At 54.6% G+C, this 19482-nt stretch carries 23 protein-coding genes and 1 other RNA gene; 18 read left to right on the top strand and 6 right to left on the bottom strand.

Annotation, left to right across the window (positions count from 1 at the left end):
- The first annotated feature begins 12 nt into the window (after nt 1-12).
- The 6 genes from GA0071314_RS11365 to hisD all read left to right on the top strand — a co-directional run bounded on the left by GA0071314_RS11365 (nt 13) and on the right by hisD (nt 4624).
- Nucleotides 13-648, top strand: a complete 636-nt coding sequence (locus GA0071314_RS11365) for an MlaC/ttg2D family ABC transporter substrate-binding protein (protein ID WP_441316768.1) — start codon at nt 13-15, stop codon at nt 646-648.
- Nucleotides 645-980 (top strand): STAS domain-containing protein, encoded by a 336-nt coding sequence (locus tag GA0071314_RS11360; protein WP_074396748.1) that lies wholly within the window; start codon nt 645-647, stop codon nt 978-980. Before GA0071314_RS11365 ends, GA0071314_RS11360 begins: the two co-directional genes overlap by 4 nt.
- A gap of 102 nt (nt 981-1082) precedes the next feature.
- On the top strand, nt 1083-1334 hold the full coding sequence (locus tag GA0071314_RS11355; RefSeq protein ID WP_074396747.1) for a BolA family protein: 252 nt from the start codon (nt 1083-1085) through the stop codon (nt 1332-1334).
- Between the two features lie 10 nt (nt 1335-1344).
- On the top strand, nt 1345-2607 hold the full coding sequence (gene murA, locus GA0071314_RS11350) for a UDP-N-acetylglucosamine 1-carboxyvinyltransferase (protein ID WP_074396746.1): 1263 nt from the start codon (nt 1345-1347) through the stop codon (nt 2605-2607).
- Nucleotides 2608-2635: 28 nt separating this feature from the next.
- A complete protein-coding gene (gene hisG, locus GA0071314_RS11345) occupies nt 2636-3292 on the top strand; it encodes an ATP phosphoribosyltransferase (RefSeq protein ID WP_074396745.1) in 657 nt (218 codons plus the stop codon).
- A 12-nt stretch (nt 3293-3304) separates the two neighbouring features.
- Nucleotides 3305-4624 (top strand): histidinol dehydrogenase, encoded by a 1320-nt coding sequence (hisD, locus tag GA0071314_RS11340; RefSeq protein WP_074396744.1) that lies wholly within the window; start codon nt 3305-3307, stop codon nt 4622-4624.
- Nucleotides 4625-4662: 38 nt separating this feature from the next.
- On the opposite strand, the gene GA0071314_RS11335 is transcribed toward hisD, so the two are convergent.
- On the bottom strand, nt 4663-5916 hold the full coding sequence (locus tag GA0071314_RS11335; protein WP_074396743.1) for a Do family serine endopeptidase: 1254 nt from the start codon (nt 5914-5916) through the stop codon (nt 4663-4665).
- A gap of 121 nt (nt 5917-6037) precedes the next feature.
- Between GA0071314_RS11335 and GA0071314_RS11330 the strand changes: the two genes are divergently transcribed.
- Nucleotides 6038-6799 (top strand): Nif3-like dinuclear metal center hexameric protein, encoded by a 762-nt coding sequence (locus GA0071314_RS11330; RefSeq protein WP_074396742.1) that lies wholly within the window; start codon nt 6038-6040, stop codon nt 6797-6799.
- A gap of 39 nt (nt 6800-6838) precedes the next feature.
- On the opposite strand, the gene GA0071314_RS11325 is transcribed toward GA0071314_RS11330, so the two are convergent.
- Nucleotides 6839-7294: a YhcB family protein gene (locus GA0071314_RS11325; RefSeq protein ID WP_156524114.1), complete on the bottom strand. Its 456-nt coding sequence runs from the start codon at nt 7292-7294 to the stop codon at nt 6839-6841.
- 195 nt (nt 7295-7489) lie between these two features.
- Here GA0071314_RS11325 and zapE point away from each other — a divergent pair, with 195 nt between their 5' ends.
- The 8 genes from zapE to GA0071314_RS11285 all read left to right on the top strand — a co-directional run bounded on the left by zapE (nt 7490) and on the right by GA0071314_RS11285 (nt 13893).
- Nucleotides 7490-8668, top strand: a complete 1179-nt coding sequence (gene zapE / locus GA0071314_RS11320) for a cell division protein ZapE (protein ID WP_074396740.1) — start codon at nt 7490-7492, stop codon at nt 8666-8668.
- A gap of 222 nt (nt 8669-8890) precedes the next feature.
- Nucleotides 8891-9319 (top strand): 50S ribosomal protein L13, encoded by a 429-nt coding sequence (rplM, locus tag GA0071314_RS11315; RefSeq protein ID WP_016913499.1) that lies wholly within the window; start codon nt 8891-8893, stop codon nt 9317-9319.
- 13 nt (nt 9320-9332) lie between these two features.
- Complete coding sequence (gene rpsI / locus GA0071314_RS11310; protein WP_074396739.1) at nt 9333-9722, top strand: 30S ribosomal protein S9; 390 nt, start codon at nt 9333-9335, stop codon at nt 9720-9722.
- Nucleotides 9723-9941: 219 nt separating this feature from the next.
- Complete coding sequence (petA, locus tag GA0071314_RS11305) at nt 9942-10541, top strand: ubiquinol-cytochrome c reductase iron-sulfur subunit (protein ID WP_074396738.1); 600 nt, start codon at nt 9942-9944, stop codon at nt 10539-10541.
- Entirely contained in the window at nt 10541-11800 is a 1260-nt protein-coding gene (locus GA0071314_RS11300; RefSeq protein WP_074396737.1) for a cytochrome b, read from the top strand. Before petA ends, GA0071314_RS11300 begins: the two co-directional genes overlap by 1 nt.
- On the top strand, nt 11800-12561 hold the full coding sequence (locus GA0071314_RS11295) for a cytochrome c1 (protein ID WP_074396736.1): 762 nt from the start codon (nt 11800-11802) through the stop codon (nt 12559-12561). Before GA0071314_RS11300 ends, GA0071314_RS11295 begins: the two co-directional genes overlap by 1 nt.
- 148 nt (nt 12562-12709) lie before the next feature.
- Nucleotides 12710-13336, top strand: a complete 627-nt coding sequence (gene sspA, locus GA0071314_RS11290; protein ID WP_074396735.1) for a stringent starvation protein SspA — start codon at nt 12710-12712, stop codon at nt 13334-13336.
- Nucleotides 13337-13389: 53 nt separating this feature from the next.
- Nucleotides 13390-13893 carry a ClpXP protease specificity-enhancing factor gene (locus GA0071314_RS11285; protein WP_074396734.1) on the top strand — a complete coding sequence of 168 codons (504 nt, stop codon included), beginning with the start codon at nt 13390-13392 and terminating at the stop codon, nt 13891-13893.
- A gap of 93 nt (nt 13894-13986) precedes the next feature.
- Here GA0071314_RS11285 and GA0071314_RS11280 read toward each other — a convergent pair whose 3' ends face one another.
- From GA0071314_RS11280 to GA0071314_RS11265, 4 genes are read right to left on the bottom strand one after another with little or no spacing between them, the layout of a single operon-like run.
- Complete coding sequence (locus GA0071314_RS11280; protein WP_074396733.1) at nt 13987-14574, bottom strand: BON domain-containing protein; 588 nt, start codon at nt 14572-14574, stop codon at nt 13987-13989.
- A 34-nt stretch (nt 14575-14608) separates the two neighbouring features.
- Nucleotides 14609-15196, bottom strand: coding sequence for a phosphoheptose isomerase (locus GA0071314_RS11275; protein ID WP_074396732.1), 588 nt, complete (start codon nt 15194-15196; stop codon nt 14609-14611).
- Between the two features lie 21 nt (nt 15197-15217).
- On the bottom strand, nt 15218-15589 hold the full coding sequence (locus tag GA0071314_RS11270; protein WP_074396731.1) for a YraN family protein: 372 nt from the start codon (nt 15587-15589) through the stop codon (nt 15218-15220).
- Nucleotides 15579-17108 carry a penicillin-binding protein activator gene (locus GA0071314_RS11265; RefSeq protein ID WP_074396730.1) on the bottom strand — a complete coding sequence of 510 codons (1530 nt, stop codon included), beginning with the start codon at nt 17106-17108 and terminating at the stop codon, nt 15579-15581. Before GA0071314_RS11265 ends, GA0071314_RS11270 begins: the two co-directional genes overlap by 11 nt.
- A gap of 110 nt (nt 17109-17218) precedes the next feature.
- Here GA0071314_RS11265 and rsmI point away from each other — a divergent pair, with 110 nt between their 5' ends.
- From rsmI to rsmH, 3 genes are all read left to right on the top strand, one after another.
- Nucleotides 17219-18076, top strand: a complete 858-nt coding sequence (rsmI, locus tag GA0071314_RS11260; RefSeq protein ID WP_074396729.1) for a 16S rRNA (cytidine(1402)-2'-O)-methyltransferase — start codon at nt 17219-17221, stop codon at nt 18074-18076.
- A gap of 32 nt (nt 18077-18108) precedes the next feature.
- Nucleotides 18109-18467: RNase P RNA component class A (rnpB, locus tag GA0071314_RS11255), an RNA gene on the top strand.
- A 49-nt stretch (nt 18468-18516) separates the two neighbouring features.
- Complete coding sequence (rsmH, locus tag GA0071314_RS11250) at nt 18517-19473, top strand: 16S rRNA (cytosine(1402)-N(4))-methyltransferase RsmH (protein WP_074396728.1); 957 nt, start codon at nt 18517-18519, stop codon at nt 19471-19473.
- The last annotated feature ends 9 nt before the right edge of the window (nt 19474-19482 follow it).

Below are 19482 nucleotides of genomic sequence, written 5' to 3'. Positions count from 1 at the left end.
AAATACTCATTAATGACAGGGTTCACCCTGGCCGCCGCGTTACTTGCCTCCTTGATGCCGCTGTCGGCAAGCGCGCAGCCCGAGCCCCCCGAAGCGATGATCCGCGACAATATCAGTGATTTTATGGAGCAGTTGGAAGGTCGCGAATCGTATTACGAAGACAACCTTGACGAACTTAAACAAGAGGTGGACGAAAGCCTCGAGGAAGTGGCGGACTTTCGCTACATCGGTGCCAGCGTGATGGGGAGCTATTTCCGTAATGCGTCACCGGAACAGCGCAGCCGTTTCGTCGATGTCTTTCGCCAAACACTCATCGATACGTATACGCGTGGCTTAGTGACCTTTGACTACGATGAAATTCGCGTTCTTGATGATCAGCGTCCTCAGCGCGAAGAAGACCGTGCCAGCGTCGCTATGGAAGTCGTCGGCACGAATGGGGATGTCTACCCAGTCAACTATAGCCTGCGTTTATCCGATGGCGAGTGGCGCGTCGTGAACGTCATCGTTAACGGCATCAACCTGGGGCTTACCTTCCGTAACCAGTTCGATCAGGCCATGCGCGACAATAACCGCGACTATGACGCGGTGATTGATGGGTGGTCGCCGGATGTGGGTGTCGACGAACTGGAAGAAGGGGGCGATGCGTGACGGCGATTTTTACCGATCGCGACGTATCGCTTTGCCAGCGAGCCGACGGCTTGAGTGTGCAGGGCGATGTGGACGTTACCTCGGCAGCTGCGCTTGCTGCCGAGGGCTCGCGTTGGTTGGCTGCTCATCATCCTGCGGCGATAACGTTTGATTTTAGCGAGGTGGACACGCCACGTAACGTTGCCTTGAGCGTTTTACTTCAGTGGCTACGTATCTGCCACCAGCATCGCATCAACGTCATATCTATCACGCTATCAGCACCGCTTATGCGGCTTGCGGAGCTTGCCGAGTTGGACGCACTCATTAACGCGCCGGGTGAAAAGCCTGTCTAATAAGCCTTGGGCGTCGCCAAACCGCAGGCTTTTCTTTATGATGTTCTCCCCTTGATGCCCATCTTCCACGTTATATAACGTCCTTTAAGGAGTGTCTGACCTATGCAACCCCATGAGGTGAAAGCCCTGCTCGAATCACGTATCGATGGATGCGAGTTCCATATTCAGGGCGAAGGCTGTAATTTCCAGGTGATTGCAGTGGGTGATGCCTTTGAAGGGTTGTCGCCCGTCAAGCGCCAGCAGCTGGTGTATTCCGCGTTAAGCGATGAGATCGCCACGGGTGCCTTGCACGCAATCAGCATCAAAACCTACACGCCAGCACAGTGGCAAACCGCCGCTGAAAACGCGCAGTAACGGTTATTCTATGGATAAACTTATTATTACCGGCAATGGGTCGGTTGACGGCGAAGTCTGGGCCAGCGGTGCGAAAAACGCGGCACTGCCCATTCTTTGCGCTAGCTTATTATCCAAAGGTCCGGTAGTTATCGGTAATTTGCCGCACTTGCAGGACATTACCACCACGCTAGAACTGCTCGGCCGCATGGGCGTTGAGCCGGTGATGGGTGAGAATCTGACCATCCAATTAGATGGTTCTCAAGTGACTCACTGTCATGCGCCTTACGAGTTGGTAAAGAAAATGCGCGCCTCTATTCTGGTGCTGGGCCCCTTGCTGGCGCATTTCGGACAAGCCGACGTTTCATTGCCGGGTGGTTGTGCAATTGGTTCGCGGCCCGTGGACTTACACATTCGTGGGCTGGAGGCCATGGGCGCTGAAATACGCGTTGAAGCGGGCTATATTCGCGCACGAGTGGATGGCCGTTTGAAAGGGGCGACGATTTATTTTGATACCGTGACGGTCACCGGCACGGAAAATCTACTGATGGCCGCTACGCTGGCTGATGGCGTTACAGTGCTTGAAAACGCCGCCCGCGAGCCCGAAGTGGTGGATTTGGCTGAGTGCCTGATCAAGATGGGTGCGCGCATCAGCGGTCACGGCAGCGATACCATTACCATCGAAGGGGTGGAGACACTCAGCGGCTGTCATCATGATGTCATGCCCGACCGGATCGAGACAGGCACCTTTCTGGTGGCAGCGGCCATGACTGGCGGGCGGGTGAAAGTAAAGCGTACGCGGGCGGATATCCTCGAAGCCGTGCTCGCTAAGCTGGAAGAAGCTGGCGCCGAGATTACCTCCGGGGATGATTGGATTGCCTTGGACATGCACGGTAAGCGCCCTCGTGCTGTGAATATCCGTACAGCGCCGTATCCGGCCTTTCCTACCGACATGCAGGCCCAGTTTGTAGCCATGAACGCGGTGGCGGAAGGGGCGTCGAGAGTTGTTGAAACGATTTTTGAAAACCGCTTTATGCACGTTCAGGAATTGAATCGCATGGGGGCGGATATCGTCCTGGAGGGTAATGCCGCCTTGATTAACGGCGTCGATAAGCTTTCTGGTGCGCCGGTGATGGCAACGGATTTACGTGCTTCCGCTTCGTTAGTGATTGCCGCCATGATGGCGGAAGGCGAAACCTTGGTCGATCGTATTTATCATATTGACCGTGGCTATGAATGCATTGAGGAAAAGTTGCAGCTATTGGGTGCGCGCATCCGGCGTATCCCTGGCTGAGCCTGGCCCCCAACCACTGGCAAACGAAATGAGTAATCAATTAATTGTCGCGCTCTCGAAAGGGCGCATTTTGGATGAAACCTTGCCGTTACTTGCCGACGCGGGCATCACCCCTATCGAGGATATCCGCAAAAGCCGCAAGCTGCTGTTTGATACGAATTTGCCCGACGTTAAATTTGTCGTAATCAGAGCGACGGACGTGCCGACCTATGTTCAGTTGGGGGCTGCCGATCTGGGTGTCGCCGGTAAGGACGTATTACTTGAGCACGGTGCCGAAGGGCTCTATGAGCCGCTCGATTTGGATATTGCGCGTTGCAAACTGATGACCGCTGGCGTTACCGGCGAGCCGCCGAGGCTGGCGCGCCGCCGAGTAGCGACCAAGTTTGTCAATATTGCCCGGCGCTACTACGCGGAGCAGGGTATCCAGGCTGAGGTCATTAAGCTTTACGGTGCGATGGAGTTAGCGCCGTTGATGAATTTGGCCGATGAAATCGTAGATATCGTTGATACCGGTAACACTCTGCGCGCTAATGGTATGGAGCCACGCGAATTGATTGCATCGATAAGCACTCGTCTGGTGGCTAATAAAGCGGCCATGACGATGAAACATGCGCGTATTAAGCCGCTGTTGGCTCGCTTGGAGCGTGCCGTTGCCGAACGCAAGACGATATCGCCCGCCGATTAACGTGAGGTTGCTATGAACGAGAATGCCGCTGCGACGATAGCACGACTCAATACGACGGATGAGTCATTTGATACCCAGCTGAACGCGTTGTTGGACTGGGAAGGCGTGTCAGACAGTGCCGTTCAGGCACGCGTTGACGACATTCTTACTAACGTGAAGCGCCATGGTGATGCGGCCGTGATTGAAGCAACCAACCGCTTTGATCGCGTTTCGGTTACCCGTATGGATGAGTTGCGCTTAACGGCTGAGCAATTGCGCAATGCCTTTGAGCATCTACCCGTCGCGCAGCGTGATGCTCTGGCGAGTGCCGCCGAGCGAATCCGGCGCTACCATGAGCGGCAAAAACCCACGTCTTGGCAATACGAAGAGTCCGACGGTACGGTGCTTGGCCAGCAGGTGACGGCGATTGACCGAGCGGGTATTTACGTGCCGGGCGGCAAGGCAGCCTATCCTTCATCGGTATTGATGAATGCGATTCCTGCCCATGTGGCGGGTGTGCAAGAGATCATAATGGTGGTACCCACACCCGATGGCATACTTAACGATCTGGTACTGGCGGCAGCGTATGTGGCCGGTGTGGATCAGGTGTTTACCATCGGCGGTGCCCAGGCGATTGGCGCGCTTGCCTATGGCACAGAAAGCATACCAAGGGTCGATAAAATCGTTGGGCCGGGCAATATCTATGTGGCCACGGCCAAACGGGCCGTGTTTGGTCAGGTGGGTATCGACATGATCGCCGGCCCCTCGGAAATCATGGTGGTTTCTGATGGCCTGACCGACCCTGATTGGTTGGCGATGGACCTGTTTTCTCAGGCGGAGCACGACGAGGATGCCCAAGCTATCTTAGTGAGCTGGGACGCAGAGCATCTGGCGGATGTGGAAGCCGCTATTGAGCGTTTACTGCCCAGCCTGGAAAGGCAAGACATCGTGCGCGAGTCGCTGCGTCGACGCGGCGCCCTAATCCACTGTCGTGATACCCAAGAAGCCATCGCGTTGATCAATCGCGTGGCGCCTGAACACCTCGAACTATCGGTGGAAACCCCTGAAACCTGGCTGTCTGAGATTCGTCATGCGGGGGCGATTTTTATGGGCCGCTATACGGCAGAGGCGCTAGGTGATTACTGTGCAGGGCCCAATCATGTGTTGCCGACATCGGGTACGGCGCGCTTTTCTTCTCCGCTGGGCGTTTATGATTTCCAAAAACGCTCGTCGTTGATCCACTGCTCCGCTCAGGGGGCTTCGGCGCTGGGAGAGATTGCATCCGTGTTGGCGCGGGGGGAATCGCTAACTGCCCATGCGCGCTCGGCTGAATACCGTATCCATTCTTCTTGATGGACTAACGCGACGGGCGGCCAGTCTTGAAACTGGTTTTAGTCGCTGCTTCGGCGTGTGCCGTCGGGCTGTGGAAGTGTCGACGGTACTGGCCGCTCGCCGACTTCTAGTGTCATCTCCATGCGTTCGCTATCGCGCACGATAGTTAGCGGCAGCGAGGTACCCGGTTCAATCGAGGCAATATCACTCATGGTCTCGCGGGCATCAAGGATCGGCTCGCCATCCACTGCCAGCAGGACATCGCCAGGCTCCAGTCCCGCCGCTTCTGCTGGTCCTCCATCAACGATGCCCGCGACAATAACCCCCTGGGGCGTGCGCAGGCCAAAGGAGGCGGCAAGTTCCCTAGATAGCGCCTGAGCCTCAATGCCCAGCCATCCACGGATAACGCGGCCCTGGGTGACCAACTCGTCTAAAATGCTATGGGCAAGGTTGGCTGGAATGGCAAACCCGATGCCTTGCGAGCCGCCTGAGCGCGAGAAAATAGCGGTATTAATACCCACCAGGGCGCCCTCTGGATTGATCAATGCCCCCCCTGAATTACCTGGATTGATGGCCGCATCGGTTTGAATAAAATCTTCGTAGGCGTTTAGGCCTAAGTGGCTGCGCCCGGTGGCGCTGATAATACCCATCGTCACGGTTTGGCCAACGCCAAAGGGATTGCCAATGGCTAATGTGACATCGCCAACGGCTACATCCGTCGAGTCGCTCAGCTCAATAACCGGCAGTTCGTCCAGGTCAATTTTTAGTACGGCTAGGTCGCTTTCCGGATCGGTGCCGATCACTTCAGCAAGCACTTCACGGCCATCGCGCAGCGCGACCTGAATTTCGTCGGCACCGTTGATCACATGGTGGTTGGTGAGCACATAGCCTTCATCGCTGACGATGACACCAGACCCTAGACTGGACAGCATACGTTGGTGGCTGGTGGTATCATCGCCGTTGAAAAACTGCTGGAAGAACGGGTCCGACATCAGTGGGTGCTCGTCGCGCTCAACGATGCGTGACGAATAGATATTAACCACCGCGGGCGCCGCTTGATTGACCGCGTCAGAATAGCTGGCGGGCCCTTGGTTGCGGGCCAAAGGAGCCGCTTGACGAATGTCTGGTGCCGCTCGGTCAGGGTCGGTATCTTGATCTGCCGTGGTCACTAAGGCGGGCGGTGGCTCTACGATTTGGGTCGGCGAGCTTTGAAAAGGCAGTGGAAAGCGCTCAGGAAACGCAAGCAAAACTAAAGCTGCCAGCAAAAAGCCAGTAATGATGGGCCATACATAAGGCAGCACAAAGCGTCGCATTGGGGATTCCTTGGGAAACGTCTAAATATTAGCACTGACCGGTCGTCAGTTTTACACTTGTAAATGGTAACACTTTATTGGTTTATATCTCATGGGTGCTTGCAGATCCAAAGGAGTGACGGTGATTCAACGCGATGTATTAGTGGCGGCCTGCGACCATCAGTTGCGAGCTTCACAGTTTAAGGACTTTACGATTAACGGCCTTCAAGTGGCGGGTCGTGAGCAGGTGACACGGGTTATGACCGGCGTGACGGCCTGTCAGTCACTGCTTGACGAGGCGGTGCGTTGGCAAGCCGATATGCTGATTGTTCACCATGGCTATTTTTGGAAGAACGAGCCGGTCGCCATTACCGGAATGAAACACAAGCGTATTAAAACGTTGCTTGATCATGAGATAAATCTGTTGGCATATCACTTGCCTTTAGATGCCCACAGCGAGTTGGGTAACAACGCGGAGCTTGCCAAGCGTCTTGGTTGGAAAGTTGAAGGCTGTTTGGATGGAGAGTTTGGAGAGGGTCTGCTATGGGCGGGGCGTGTTGCCAAACCACTGTCCGCAACCGCCTTGGCAGAGCAAATAGGCCAAATGTTGCAGCGTGAGCCCCTGTTGATCGAAGCTCCAGAGGTGGGCGACATAGAGCGTATTGCCTGGTGTACGGGCGGTGCGCAAGACATGATCAGCGCGGCTTATGAAGGTGGGGCTCAGGCATTTGTCTCCGGAGAGATTTCTGAGCGAACCACCCACTTGGCTAGAGAAATGGGCATTCATTATGTGGCGGCAGGGCATCATGCGACTGAACGCTATGGTGTTCAGGCGCTGGGCGAGTGGTTAGCGGACGAATACGCCATACAACACCGCTTTGTTGATATTGATAACCCTGCGTGAAGCCTCGGCCCCTCGGTAATGCAACTGAGGGGCCCAATCTCAGTAACGCGGAGGCGTTGCCGTGTCCTCGTCAGCGTCTTTATCTTTAAGACCGAAATCTTCGGATAGCGTGCCGTTTTTTCCATCGGCATAATCGCGAGGCATAGCAGGCTCATTGGGTTTTTCAACGGCTGCATCGGCTGTCAGACGCAGGTCGCTGAGTTCGGCTGGGTGGTGTGTCAACTTATCTAGCTGCCATTGGCCCGCATCATCGTGGAGCTTTTTTTCCAGCTCGTCGGTTTCTTGACGTATGGCCGCTAGTGATTCGTGGACACTGGATAATTGATTGCTCACACCGTTTTTGAGTGATGCGACCTGATGTTCACGCTCAAGTAGCGTCTGGCGCAGTGATGCAAGTTGACGCTGGCTTTTACTCAGTAACCGGTAGCATCCTGCACCGATTATTAAGCCGATCACAAGGCCTATTGCTGCATAGGTTAATGGCTCGCTTTCCACATTTATCTCCCTTGATGCCTGCCGCTGCTTATCGTGCAGCGCGTATAACAGTCGACCGCTATTATAGGCGTCTTCATGATGGTTGGGTCAATGCTCATGCGTTGGCAAGCGTAACCACGTATAATTAGTGCTTTATTTCAGCTCGTCTGGTGCTTTTCAGCAACCTCAAACTGCAAATAACGGGAGAGTTAAACGATGAGCGCGACGTCGGCCGGTGGTGAGCCAGCGTATAGAGCGGCAACGCCAATGGGGCGTTATCGGGAAGACCTTAAGCGCGAAGGTTTCGAGTATGACGCTGCCCAGGAAGCGGCGGTTGCTCAATTGCAACGCTTATACGATGCATTGCTGTCGACGCCATCAACGGTGCCGAAAACGGTTCTTGCCAATAAAGGGCTAAAGGCCAAAGTGGCGGGCCTGCTGGGCAAAAGAAACACAGTATCTGAGCCCGCCACGCCAAGTGTCCAAGGGCTTTATTTTTGGGGCGGGGTCGGCCGGGGTAAGACTTACTTGGTGGATACCTTTTACGAGACGTTGCCATTTGCCGATAAAATGCGTACTCACTTCCACCGGTTTATGCAGCGTGTTCATAACGAATTGACTCACTACAAAGGTGAAAAAAATCCCCTGACGTTGGTAGCGAGCAAGTTCGCCAATGAGGCGCGGGTGATTTGTTTCGATGAGTTTTTCGTCAAAGATATTACCGATGCCATGATACTGGCGAATCTGCTTGAGGCCCTCTTTGAGCGAGGTGTTGTTCTCGTGGCCACATCGAATATCGTGCCTGACGACTTGTATAGAGATGGCTTGCAGCGCGAACGTTTCCTGCCGGCGATCGACTTGCTGAATCGCCATTGTCGTGTGGTAAATGTGGACTCGGGCGTTGACTATCGCCTGCGAGCTTTGGAACGCGCTGAAATCTTTCATACACCGCTGGATGAGGCAGCCGAGAAAGAGCTTTCGCGTAGTTTTCGTGAGATTGCCGGACAACCTGGGGAGGAGAATGCGCCCCTTGAAATCAATCAACGTGTGCTGACGACCCGCCGATTGCACGATGATATCGCCTGGTTTGAATTTGCCGAGCTGTGTGATGGGCCGCGAAGTCAAAATGACTATATAGAGCTGGCGCGGGAATTCCACACGATTATCGTTTCTAACGTGCCCGCAATGCGCGGCGCTGATGATGACCAGGCAAGGCGTTTTATCAACATGGTCGACGAATTCTATGACCGCGGCGTCAAAGTATTGATGTCGGCCGAAGCCCCTGTGGAATCGCTCTACCAGGACGGAAAGCTCACTTTTGAATATCAGCGCACGCTTTCACGGCTGCAGGAAATGCAGTCTCATGAGTATCTGGCGCTTCCGCATAAGCCCTGATGATTCACCTTAAATAGCTGCCTCTTGAGCTTGTCGATGGAAAAGACGCCCAGAAAATTGCTCGGCAACCGCATTAAGGCTTAACTTGGCTCGCGGCATCCTGTAGAATGCCGCCTCGCTACACGTTGTAGGGACGTTACCTACAACCAAAAAAAATAGGGATGGTGCAATACCGCTTGGCGGTGTGTAGCACCCAATACATTTTAACTGGTGATTTCATCCATGAAGACGTTCAGTGCTAAGCCGCAGTCCGTCCAGCGCGATTGGTACGTTGTTGATGCAACGGACAAAACGCTCGGTCGTCTGGCTACCGAAATTGCTCGCCGCTTACGCGGTAAGCACAAGCCCGAATTTACCCCTCACGTTGATACCGGCGATTACATCGTGGTGATCAACGCGGAAAAAGTCCAAGTGACCGGCAACAAGGCGAAGGCCAAGACCTACTACCGCCACACTGGTTACCCGGGCGGTTTGCGCTCCATGACGTTCGATAAAATGCTCGACCATGCTCCCGAGCGCATCATTGAGTCTGCCGTTAAAGGCATGCTGCCAAAAGGTCCGTTAGGCCGTGCCATGTACTCAAAGCTAAAAGTGTACGCTGGTGCCGAGCATCCGCATGCTGCCCAACAGCCGCTTGAACTGAACATCTGAGGAAATCTTCGCCATGACACAGCAGTATTACGGTACCGGGCGCCGCAAGACTTCCACCGCTCGCGTCTTCATGAAGCCGGGCTCCGGCAAAATTACCGTCAACAATCGTGAACTCGACCAGTACTTTGGTCGTGTGACCGGTCGTATGGTTGTGCGCCAGCCACTAGAGCTGACCGAAACTGTCAACCAGTTCGACATTTACGTCACGGTTGAAGGCGGCGGTGGCTCATCTCAAGCCGGTGCTATTCGCCACGGCATCACTCGCGCGTTAATGGACTACAATGAGGACTTACGTCCTACATTACGTGCGGCTGGCTATGTAACGCGCGACGCTCGTCAGGTAGAACGTAAGAAAGTCGGCCTACGCAAAGCGCGTCGTCGCCCGCAGTTCTCCAAGCGTTAATCAACGCTTCAGCAACACTGCGAAAAGCGCTCAGGCCATCGGCCTGGGCGTTTTTTTTTTTGCTACAACAATAACTCGACAAGGTGTACGTTAATGATGGAATGTTAAGCGTGCGTTGCATGCGGACCAGCCAACTTTATGCATAGCAAGTAAATAACAATAGCAAGCCTTGCCCAGGCGCTTAATGGTGCGGCGAGGAAAAAGTGGGGGAGACCGGAGATGGCAAATAGCGGCGTTAACAAGGGGCGGCGTCGTTTCCTTGTAGGGGCGACGACCGTTGTCGGCGCGGTAGGGGCAGTTGGAGTCGCAATCCCGTTTGTGTCGGCATGGCAACCTAGTGCAAAAGCGCGAGCGGCAGGGGCGCCTGTTCAGGCGGACGTATCGAAATTGGCCCCAGGGCAACGCATGACGGTCGAGTGGAGGGGGCGTCCCGTCTGGATTATCAATCGTACGCCCGAGATGATCGAGCGTACCGAAGCCTTCGCTGTTGATCGTCTCGCTGACCCGGACTCTGAATCCTCTTTGCAGCCGACCTATAGTGCCGGTCAAATGCGCTCAATCCGTCCCGAAATTGGCGTGCTGATCGGTATTTGCACCCATCTTGGCTGTTCGCCTGTTTATCGTCCTGAGCCTGACGCAGATGGCGTTGGCGTCGACGATTGGCCCGGCGGCTTTTTCTGTCCTTGTCATGGCTCGCGCTTCGATTTAGCGGGGCGTGTTTTTAGCAATGTTCCCGCACCGACCAACCTGGAAGTTCCCCCTTATCGTTTTGAAGGCGATAACATCATTGTCGTTGGCGAAGATGAGGAGACGGCCTAATGGGTAATCCGAATAAAGCTAAAGCCCTGCGTGGCCTGATGCGTTGGGTGGATGACCGCTTCCCGGCAACGCAGCTATTTCAAGACCACCTGTCTCATTACTTCGCGCCTAAAAACTTTAACTTCTGGTACTTTTTCGGTTCTCTTGCGCTGTTGGTGCTGGTCAATCAAATCCTCACCGGGATTTGGCTGACCATGAGCTTTAACCCGAGCGCTGAAGGGGCCTTTGACTCCATTGAATACATTATGCGTGATGTGGAATGGGGCTGGCTGATCCGCTATATGCATACCACAGGGGCGTCGGCCTTTTTTGTGGTGATTTATCTGCATATGTTTCGCGGTTTGCTGTATGGCTCCTACAAGGCGCCCCGCGAGCTAGTGTGGATTTTCGGCATGGCGATTTATTTGACGCTGATGGCCGAAGCATTCATGGGCTACCTGTTGCCCTGGGGGCAAATGTCGTATTGGGGCGCGCAGGTGATTATTTCCCTCTTTTCGGCCATCCCGGCGATTGGTCCGGATTTGGCGCAGTGGGTGCGCGGTGACTACTTGATTTCGGGCATTACGCTGAATCGTTTTTTTGCGCTCCATGTGGTGGCGTTGCCGATTGTTATTTTGGCGCTGGTTGTGCTGCATATTATTGCACTACACGAGGTGGGCTCAAATAACCCAGACGGTATCGATATCAAGCAGAAAAAGGATGAAGCCGGTAACCCTCGGGATGGCATACCTTTTCACCCTTACTACACCGTGAAAGATCTGGTCGGCGTGGCGGTGTTTCTGTTTGTGTTTTGCGTGGTGGTGTTTTATTTCCCGGAAGGCGGTGGTTATTTCATAGAGACGCCTAACTTTGAACCGGCTAACCCATTGCAAACGCCTGATCATATCGCCCCCGTGTGGTATTTCACGCCCTTCTACGCCATTTTAAGAGCGATCACTTTCTCGATTTTTGGTCTGGAGGCAAAATTCCTGGGTGTGATGTGTATGGGCGCCGCTATTGCGGTGATGTTTGTGTTGCCTTGGCTGGACCGCAGCCCCGTGCGATCAATTCGCTATAAGGGCTGGATCTCCAAGTTGATGCTGGCGTTATTTGCGGCAAGCTTTGTGACGCTGGGCGTGCTTGGAGTGTTGCCTTCAACCGGCACTCGAACGTTAGTGGCCCAATTATGCACGGTGATCTACTTCGCTTATTTCCTGTTGATGCCGATCTATACGCGGTTAGAAAAAACAAAACCCGTACCAGAAAGGGTGACTGGCTAATGAAAAAAACACTGATCGCACTGCTCGCCGCGCTGGCCCCCATCTCAGTTATGGCTGCTGGGGGGGGGAGTGCGCCTCATTCAATGGAGCCTGACTTGCAAGACAAGGCGTCGCTGCAAAATGGGATGAAGCTTTACGTTAACTACTGTATGGGGTGTCATTCGCTTGAATACCAGCGGTTCTCGCGTGCTGCCGAGGATTTGGCGATTCCCCAGGATATCATTGAAGACAACGTTATTTTCTCCCCTGAAATGGCATTCAATGATCAGATGAATACGGCTATGAGCGAGGATGACGGCGAGGCCTGGTTTGGTGCGCCACCACCTGATTTGACGTTGTCAGCGCGACTGCACGGCACTGACTGGCTGTATTCGTACCTGCTCAGTTTTTACCAGGATCCGGAGCGCCCCACAGGGGTTAACAACACCGTATTTGAGCTGGTGGCCATGCCTAACGTGCTTGAGCCCTTGCAGGGTGTGCAAGAAAAGGTATGCCCTGAAGAGAGTGCCTCAGAGGGTAACGAAGAGGAAGCCTCCGAGGAAGAAGCCGACTGCAATACATTAGAGGTTACCGAGCAGGGGGAATTAACTCCGGAGGAGTTTGAAGGTGAGGTCTATGATCTGACCAACTTCCTCGCTTATGTGGGCGAGCCCTCCAAACTTCAAGCACAGGCATTAGCGCCGAAGGTGCTAATATTTTTATTTATTTTTGCCGTCATTGCGTATTTTCTCAAGCGTGAGTACTGGCGCGACATTCACTGAAAGTGATGGGAAAGGGCAACCTAGGGCGTGCGGCCGGTCCGTGCGCCTTTTTGCGTGTTAGTCTTGTCGGTAATGCAGAGCGTTGGCTTCCCCAAGGGTGGGGTGGACGTGTTATTATCCAAGATTGATTCGTTGCGAGGATGGTTTCATGGGTGTTGTGGCCAAACGGTCGTCAATGATTTTTTATTCAGGTAATGATGATCATTTCAGTCATCGTGTGCGCATTGTACTGGCTGAGAAGGGCGTGGCTGTCGACGTTGTCGATGTCTCTGGCGAGAATGTGCCCGACGAGCTCGCCGACTTGAATCCATACAACAGCGTGCCGACGCTGCTTGACCGCGACTTGGTACTTTACGAGTCGAAAGTCATGATGGAATACCTGGATGAGCGTTTCCCGCATCCGCCGTTACTGCCTGTTTATCCCGTGGCGCGTGCCCAGAGCCGCCTATGGATGCATCGCATTGAGCGCGAATGGTGTCCGATGGTGGAGCAAATTATCAGTGGTGGGAAAAAAGACGCTGAAAAAGCACGCAAAGAACTGCGCGAGAGCTTGATTGGTATTTCACCTATTTTCGAAGATATGCCGTATTTCATGAGTGACGAGTTCACTCTCGTGGACTGCTGCTTGGCGCCGATTCTATGGAGATTGCCGGCGCTGAATATTGAGCTGCCAGAAAAACAGGTAAAGCCGCTATTAAGCTATATGTCGCGGGTGTTTGAGCGCGAGGCTTTTAAGGCCGCGTTGAACGAGCGCGAAAAAGAGATGCGTGCTTGAACCCACCTGGGCCTCGCGTGGCGGGGCCTTGTCTCTAGGAGGAGCGAGTCTAGATGAAATCGAGCCGTCCTTATATCGCCCGAGCGCTTTACGAATGGTTGTTAGACAATGAGCTAACGCCGCATCTCGTCGTGGATGCCACTCAGCCCGGTGTTGAAGTGCCGCGCCAATTTGTGCAGAACGGCCAAATCGTGCTGAATGTCGCTCCCACAGCGGTGCGAGACTTGTTCATGGAAAACCAAGCGATTGGCTTCAACGCGCGTTTTGGTGGTCAGCCTATGCAGGTGATGATTCCTACGCCGGCGCTGATTGCGATTTATGCGCGGGAAAACGGAGCCGGAATGGTTTTCGGACACGAGCCGGAATTGGCCTCGCCCGAAGGTGAAGAGTCGTTAGATGACACGTCTTCTCCCAGCAAGCCAACGTTGACAGTGACAGATTCAACGCCTGACGCCGAGTCATCCCCCGAAGATACGTCGGCAGAAGCGTCAGAGGAAGAGTCCAAAAATAAACCCAGCAGTAGCAAGAAAAAACCATCACTGCGTGTCGTGAAGTAGTCTGTTTTTAGCTATTTGTTAAGTTAGCTATAATATTAAAAGGCCTCGCCGTAAAACGGCGAGGCCTTTTAGCTTTCGATGGCAGTGCGCAATTCAATCGTCGATATACTCGAAGACTTTTACGATGCGCTGAACACCTGCCACGTTAGAGGCAGCGTTAACAATGCGCTCCGCCTCATCGCGTGACACCATTCCCATGATGTAAACGCTAGCGTTTTCCGTTGTTACTTTTAGCTTCGAGGAGTCGATGCTGTCATTGGTAGCCAGTCGGCTGACTACGTTGCTAGTTAACCAAGTGTCGGTAAGACGCTGGGTAGAGGGCAAGCGCGCTGCCACGTTCAATTCATTATGCACCTCGTCGACGCCGCGCAAGTCAGAGGTGACTTTTTCGGCCATTTCGCGTAGTTCTTCGCTGGGCACTTGTCCGACTAGCAACACGATGCCATTGAAACTATGAGGGCGAATACGTGCATCACCCAGGCGTCCGTCGGCGCGCTCTAACGCGCGGCCCACTTCCCGTTCGATGGTGGCGTCAACAGCGGCCACGTCTTCACTGCGCTGGGCATAGTTTGATGAATCAACCCGAGTGTTAGTCGCGCAGCCTGCAAGCAAAATGCTGGCACCTAGCGCGGCAGCCATCAATAGGCGAGACGTGCGCAAAGAGGGGAGTTGTAGCGTCATTGGTAGGTTCCTTTTCATCGTCGGTGGCGATGGACTAGCCACCGAATAGTTGCTCATCAATTAAATCGCATAGACAGTGGATGACCAATAAGTGGACTTCCTGAATGCGGGCCGTGGACGTGGCGGGCACGCGAATTTCGCAGTCATCCTGGCCTAGCAGCGATGCCATATCACCGCCATCCCGGCCGGTTAACGCCACAACCGCCATGTCGCGATCATGGGCAGCTTGTATCGCCTGCACAATATTAGCTGAATTGCCGCTGGTTGAAATCGCCAAAAGAATATCGCCTGGCTGTCCTAGTGCCCTGATTTGTTTCGAAAATACTTCGTTATACGTATAGTCATTGGCAATCGAGGTTAGCGTGGAGGTGTCCGTTGTTAATGCCAGCGCGGGTAAACTTGGCCGCTCACGCTCAAAGCGGTTGAGTAGTTCTGATGAGAAGTGTTGGCTATCACCGGCACTACCGCCGTTACCGCAGGCGAGAATTTTGCCTTCGCTAACCAGGCACTGCACCATCATTTGGCTGGCGACCTCGATGAAAGGCGGTAGCACCTCGCTGGCGTAGGTTTTGGTATCAATGCTGGCGTTGAAATGGCCCAGTATGCGTGATTGAAAGTCCATTAGGGCTTCCTGGTTGTGAATTCAAAAGGCGTCAAACGCGGCTTTTACCCACTCAACTTCCACCTGAGGGGGCGTGCCGGTGATGGCGACGACATCAAAACGACACGCTGATGGGTGGCGCATTGTGGCTAAGTAAAGCCTTGCGGCTCGAATCAGCCGCTGCTGTTTTTGAGCCGTTACTGACTCAAGTGGATGCCCATAGCGGCTTGATTTGCGATGTTTGACCTCTACGAAGACCAGAATATCCGCATCTTGCATGATCAGGTCAAGCTCGCCACCCTTAACATGGTGATTACTGGCGATTAAACGCAGCCCTTGTTGCTGCAGCCATTGAGCAGCAAACTGCTCAATGGCCTGGCCGCGTGCTCGCGCCGTCTTCGGGCTAGTTGTCATCGCGCTCGTCGGTATCTTCTTCATCGCCCATTAAACCAGGGATCAGAATCGGTGACGGCGTGCCGTTTTGGAACTTGGCCCAGGGCAGTTCGCGGTAAATGCGTCCATCGCCGGTGAGAAACAGCCTACCGGTGCTACCATCAAAGCCTTCAAGTTCAGAAAAGTCAGAGAGGCGGGTGGCGATTTCATAGGCATCGACCCCCATTGCCATCAACCGAAATAATGAGGCGTCAGACTCTTCACGCATGCGCTGGTAACTGTCATAGAACGGCAGGACTTCTTCGCCACCCACAGCGGCATCGGGAATTTGCCACGGAATATCCATGAACATCACTTCATTGAGGTCTTGGTCAAGACGTGTCTGGCGTTGACCTTCATGTAAGTGAGACGTGGCATAAACGGGAAGGTCTGGCGCGTAGTAGTAATCCATTGTGGGCGGAACTTGGCGCGCGTAGTCCGGGAGCGCTAGCAAAAAGAGAGCGTCAATGTCATCAAGCTGTGCACGTTCGCCGCGAACGTTTAAGGCTGTTTCAACCGCATCAGATACTGGGTTGTCAGGATTGTAACGCACTGCATTGCTGATATCGCCGCCTTGGCGATGCCACTCATTCCAGAAGGCTTCGCCAACGCGCTGCCCCCAGTTGTTGTCTGGTACCATGAGGGACATTTGACGGTGCCCATCCTGCCATGCGCGGCGTGCTGCCTGACGCGCTTCGTCTTCAGCTGAGAGGCCGTATTGGAAAAGCCGCTTTGCTTGATTGCGGTCGCTGCTGCCGTAATTGAGCGCCAGGGTTGGTACCGGCACGCTATCGCGCTGTTCAAGCTGGGTCACTTGTTCCTTATCTAATGGGCCAATCATAACCTGCGCGTTCATTTGCTCAACACGATCATAAAGTTCGTTGAGCGAGTATTCCGAAGCATCTAGAAAGCTCAGCTGTACATCGTCATCTTGAATGTCGTGGTGGCGGCGCATGGCGTCGGCAATGGTTTCGGCTACGCTGCTAAGCGTGCCGGACTCGGGTAGCGCTACGGCGATGCGGTTAATCGTCTCGCCTTCTAATTCAGGGAGCGCAAAACGTTCTGGGTCAGGTTTGTCGAGCGCCTCGCGCGCCCAGCGCTGGCGGTCTTCAAGCGTGCGCTGTTGGTCCGACTCCATGGGCAGTTCGTCGTTAAGCACTTGGGTGGCGCGCAAAACGCTATCGGGCTCGTCGAGCGCTCGGGCTAGCTCGGAAAATACCAGCGCCCAACGTACCCGGTCTGACTCGGATAACGCTTGCTCGTCGAGAGACTTGGCGACGTCAAACGCATCCTCACGCTCGCCCTGGCGGGCTAAAATGTCGACCGCTTCAAGGCGCGTCTTAGCCGCCTCTTCGGGGCCCTGTTCTTCCGCTTGGCTGAGCAGTTGGCCAGGGTCTTGGTCGGGTTCGCGGTCGACAACGCTGGGAGACTGTGTCGCACAACCCGCCATGAGAAGCGCCATGAGCGTAGCGGCCAGAAAGCCACGTAATGACTGTTTCATGTATCCTTCCTTAGTTTTCATTTGCGCCGTCGCTGCTTGTCAACGATTTGGCGGCTACTGCACAAGCATAGCGTACCGTGGAGCAAGCCATTGACGAATTGGGAGTCACAATGACACATATAGCACCCGGCACATTGTACGTGGTTGCCACGCCGATTGGGAATTTGGATGACCTATCCATTCGTGCGGTTCGCCTGCTTGGCGACGTGGCACGTGTTGCCGCCGAGGATACCCGCCATAGTGCGCGTTTGTTGTCGCACTTAGGGCTGAATAAACCGATGCTGTCTTTGCACGAGCATAATGAAGCGAGGCGGGTCGATACGTTAGACGGTTATCTTGCAGCGGGAGAGGATATTGCTCTGATTAGTGATGCAGGCACGCCGCTAATTAGCGATCCAGGGTTTGTGTTGGTGCGCGAGCTTCGCGCACGTAATCGCCATATCGTGCCGATACCTGGTCCCTGTGCGCTAATTACGGCGTTGTCTGCGGCGGGCTTGCCCACCGATCGGTTTGTGTTTGCTGGTTTTCTGCCGGCCAAGCCGGGAGCTCGCCGACAGGCGCTGGACACATGGAAGGTTCGAGAAGAAACGCTGGTATTTTACGAATCTCCACATCGTATTGTGCATACCCTTGAGGCCCTTCACGAGCAGATGGCAGGCCGCGACGTCGTGCTGGCTCGCGAGTTAACCAAAACCTTCGAAACGTTTCTTCACGGTACGCCTGCATCGTTATTGGAGCAGTTAGCCGCTGACCCTAATCAAGCGCGGGGGGAGTTCGTGGTGATAGTCGCAGGTGCTCCGCCTTTGCCGCAAAGCGAACACCAGACTATCGAGGCTGATATATTGCTGCATACGCTGCTTAATGAGGGCGTTGGAGTGAAACAAGCGGCGAGCGTGGCGGCTGGCTTGTTTGGTGGTCGCAAGCAAACGTGGTATGCCCGACTGCAGGGCATGAAAGGCGAGCATTGAGGCGAACGGTGGGCGCTGGTATGCTTGCCGCCGGAGTTGGCCAGACAGTCGCCGCTAATACCCCTCAAAAGGTGTTGGGGGAGGAAAGTCCGGGCTCCATAGGGCAGAGTGCCAGGTAACGCCTGGGCGGCGTGAGCCGACGGAAAGTGCAGCAGAGAGTAGACCGCCTAAGCCCTTCGGGGCCGGTAAGGGTGAAAGGGTGCGGTAAGAGCGCACCGCGCGCCTGGCAACAGTGCGTGGCAAGGTAAACCCCACTCGGAGCAAGACCAAATAGGGACCCAATGGCGTGGCCCGCGCTGGGTCCGGGTAGGTTGCTTGAGCGCTGGGGTAACGCAGCGCCTAGAGGAATGGCTGTCCACGACAGAACCCGGCTTATCGGCCGACTCCCCAACCATAGGGGCGTGCTTTGGCGCGCCCCCTCAATATGCTGTGAGTGAACTATGTCGCCACCTGACGCGGATCAGGCTATTTCCCCTTTCCAACATACCAGCGTGCTACTGGACGGCGCCGTTGATGCTCTCGTGCATCAACCCGAGGGTGCTTATCTTGATGGCACTTTTGGGCGGGGCGGGCATTCACGGGTTATTTTATCGCGCTTGAGCGAGGCGGGGCGCTTGATTGCGCTTGACCGTGACCCTCAAGCCGTGGCGGCTGCAGCGGAGATATCCGATTCACGTTTTACCATGGTCCAGCGCGACTTTGCCCGCTTGGCCGATGTGGCGCGTGAACAAGGTGTTCACGGCAAGCTTGCTGGGGTTTTATTGGATGTAGGCGTTTCATCTCCGCAGCTCGACGACCCTGAGCGTGGTTTCAGTTTTATGCGCAATGGGCCGCTGGATATGCGTATGGACCCCTCTCAAGGGGAAAGCGCCGCCCAGTTTCTTGCCCACGCCAGTGAGGCCACCATTGCGCACGTATTTAAAACCTACGGGGAAGAGCGTTTTGCGAAACGATTAGCACGTGCGGTCGTCACACGCCGTGTTGAATCGCCTTTTACGCATACCGTCGATTTGGCCGAAGTGCTGAAACAGGCCCATCCCGCCTGGGAAAAAGGCCGGCATCCTGCGACCAAGGCGTTTCAAGGCCTGCGAATTTATTTAAATGGCGAATTGGAGCAGTTGGATGCTGCCTTGGAAGCAGCGCTTGATGCCTTGGCACCCGGTGGTCATCTAGTGGTCATCAGCTTCCACTCACTGGAAGATCGCCGCGTAAAGCGATTCATCCGGCATCACGTACGAGGCGATACCCATTTGCCTCGGGGCGTTCCTGTTCGTGATGATCAATTAAATCGTCGTCTTGAGGCGTTAGGCAAAGGGAAACGTCCAAGTGATGGCGAAGTGAACGATAATCCACGTGCCCGCAGCGCGGTTATGCGAGCCGCGCGCAAACGAGTGTGACCACGGATG

The organism is Halomonas sp. HL-93, from assembly GCF_900086985.1.
Classification (GTDB): domain Bacteria; phylum Pseudomonadota; class Gammaproteobacteria; order Pseudomonadales; family Halomonadaceae; genus Vreelandella.
This window is presented reverse-complemented; position numbering and strand designations above follow the sequence as displayed.

Excerpts from the sequence above, each read along its gene's own strand:
- GA0071314_RS11365 (WP_441316768.1), top strand. The coding sequence starts at position 13 with ATGACAGGGTTCACCCTGGCCGCCGCGTTACTTGCCTCCTTGATGCCG.
- GA0071314_RS11355 (WP_074396747.1), top strand. The coding sequence starts at position 1,083 with ATGCAACCCCATGAGGTGAAAGCCCTGCTCGAATCACGTATCGATGGA.
- murA (WP_074396746.1), top strand. The coding sequence starts at position 1,345 with ATGGATAAACTTATTATTACCGGCAATGGGTCGGTTGACGGCGAAGTC.
- hisG (WP_074396745.1), top strand. The coding sequence starts at position 2,636 with ATGAGTAATCAATTAATTGTCGCGCTCTCGAAAGGGCGCATTTTGGAT.
- hisD (WP_074396744.1), top strand. The coding sequence starts at position 3,305 with ATGAACGAGAATGCCGCTGCGACGATAGCACGACTCAATACGACGGAT.
- GA0071314_RS11335 (WP_074396743.1), bottom strand. The coding sequence starts at position 5,916 with ATGCGACGCTTTGTGCTGCCTTATGTATGGCCCATCATTACTGGCTTT.
- zapE (WP_074396740.1), top strand. The coding sequence starts at position 7,490 with ATGAGCGCGACGTCGGCCGGTGGTGAGCCAGCGTATAGAGCGGCAACG.
- rplM (WP_016913499.1), top strand. The coding sequence starts at position 8,891 with ATGAAGACGTTCAGTGCTAAGCCGCAGTCCGTCCAGCGCGATTGGTAC.
- rpsI (WP_074396739.1), top strand. The coding sequence starts at position 9,333 with ATGACACAGCAGTATTACGGTACCGGGCGCCGCAAGACTTCCACCGCT.
- petA (WP_074396738.1), top strand. The coding sequence starts at position 9,942 with ATGGCAAATAGCGGCGTTAACAAGGGGCGGCGTCGTTTCCTTGTAGGG.
- GA0071314_RS11300 (WP_074396737.1), top strand. The coding sequence starts at position 10,541 with ATGGGTAATCCGAATAAAGCTAAAGCCCTGCGTGGCCTGATGCGTTGG.
- GA0071314_RS11295 (WP_074396736.1), top strand. The coding sequence starts at position 11,800 with ATGAAAAAAACACTGATCGCACTGCTCGCCGCGCTGGCCCCCATCTCA.
- sspA (WP_074396735.1), top strand. The coding sequence starts at position 12,710 with ATGGGTGTTGTGGCCAAACGGTCGTCAATGATTTTTTATTCAGGTAAT.
- GA0071314_RS11285 (WP_074396734.1), top strand. The coding sequence starts at position 13,390 with ATGAAATCGAGCCGTCCTTATATCGCCCGAGCGCTTTACGAATGGTTG.
- GA0071314_RS11280 (WP_074396733.1), bottom strand. The coding sequence starts at position 14,574 with ATGACGCTACAACTCCCCTCTTTGCGCACGTCTCGCCTATTGATGGCT.
- GA0071314_RS11275 (WP_074396732.1), bottom strand. The coding sequence starts at position 15,196 with ATGGACTTTCAATCACGCATACTGGGCCATTTCAACGCCAGCATTGAT.
- GA0071314_RS11270 (WP_074396731.1), bottom strand. The coding sequence starts at position 15,589 with ATGACAACTAGCCCGAAGACGGCGCGAGCACGCGGCCAGGCCATTGAG.
- GA0071314_RS11265 (WP_074396730.1), bottom strand. The coding sequence starts at position 17,108 with ATGAAACAGTCATTACGTGGCTTTCTGGCCGCTACGCTCATGGCGCTT.
- rsmI (WP_074396729.1), top strand. The coding sequence starts at position 17,219 with ATGACACATATAGCACCCGGCACATTGTACGTGGTTGCCACGCCGATT.
- rsmH (WP_074396728.1), top strand. The coding sequence starts at position 18,517 with ATGTCGCCACCTGACGCGGATCAGGCTATTTCCCCTTTCCAACATACC.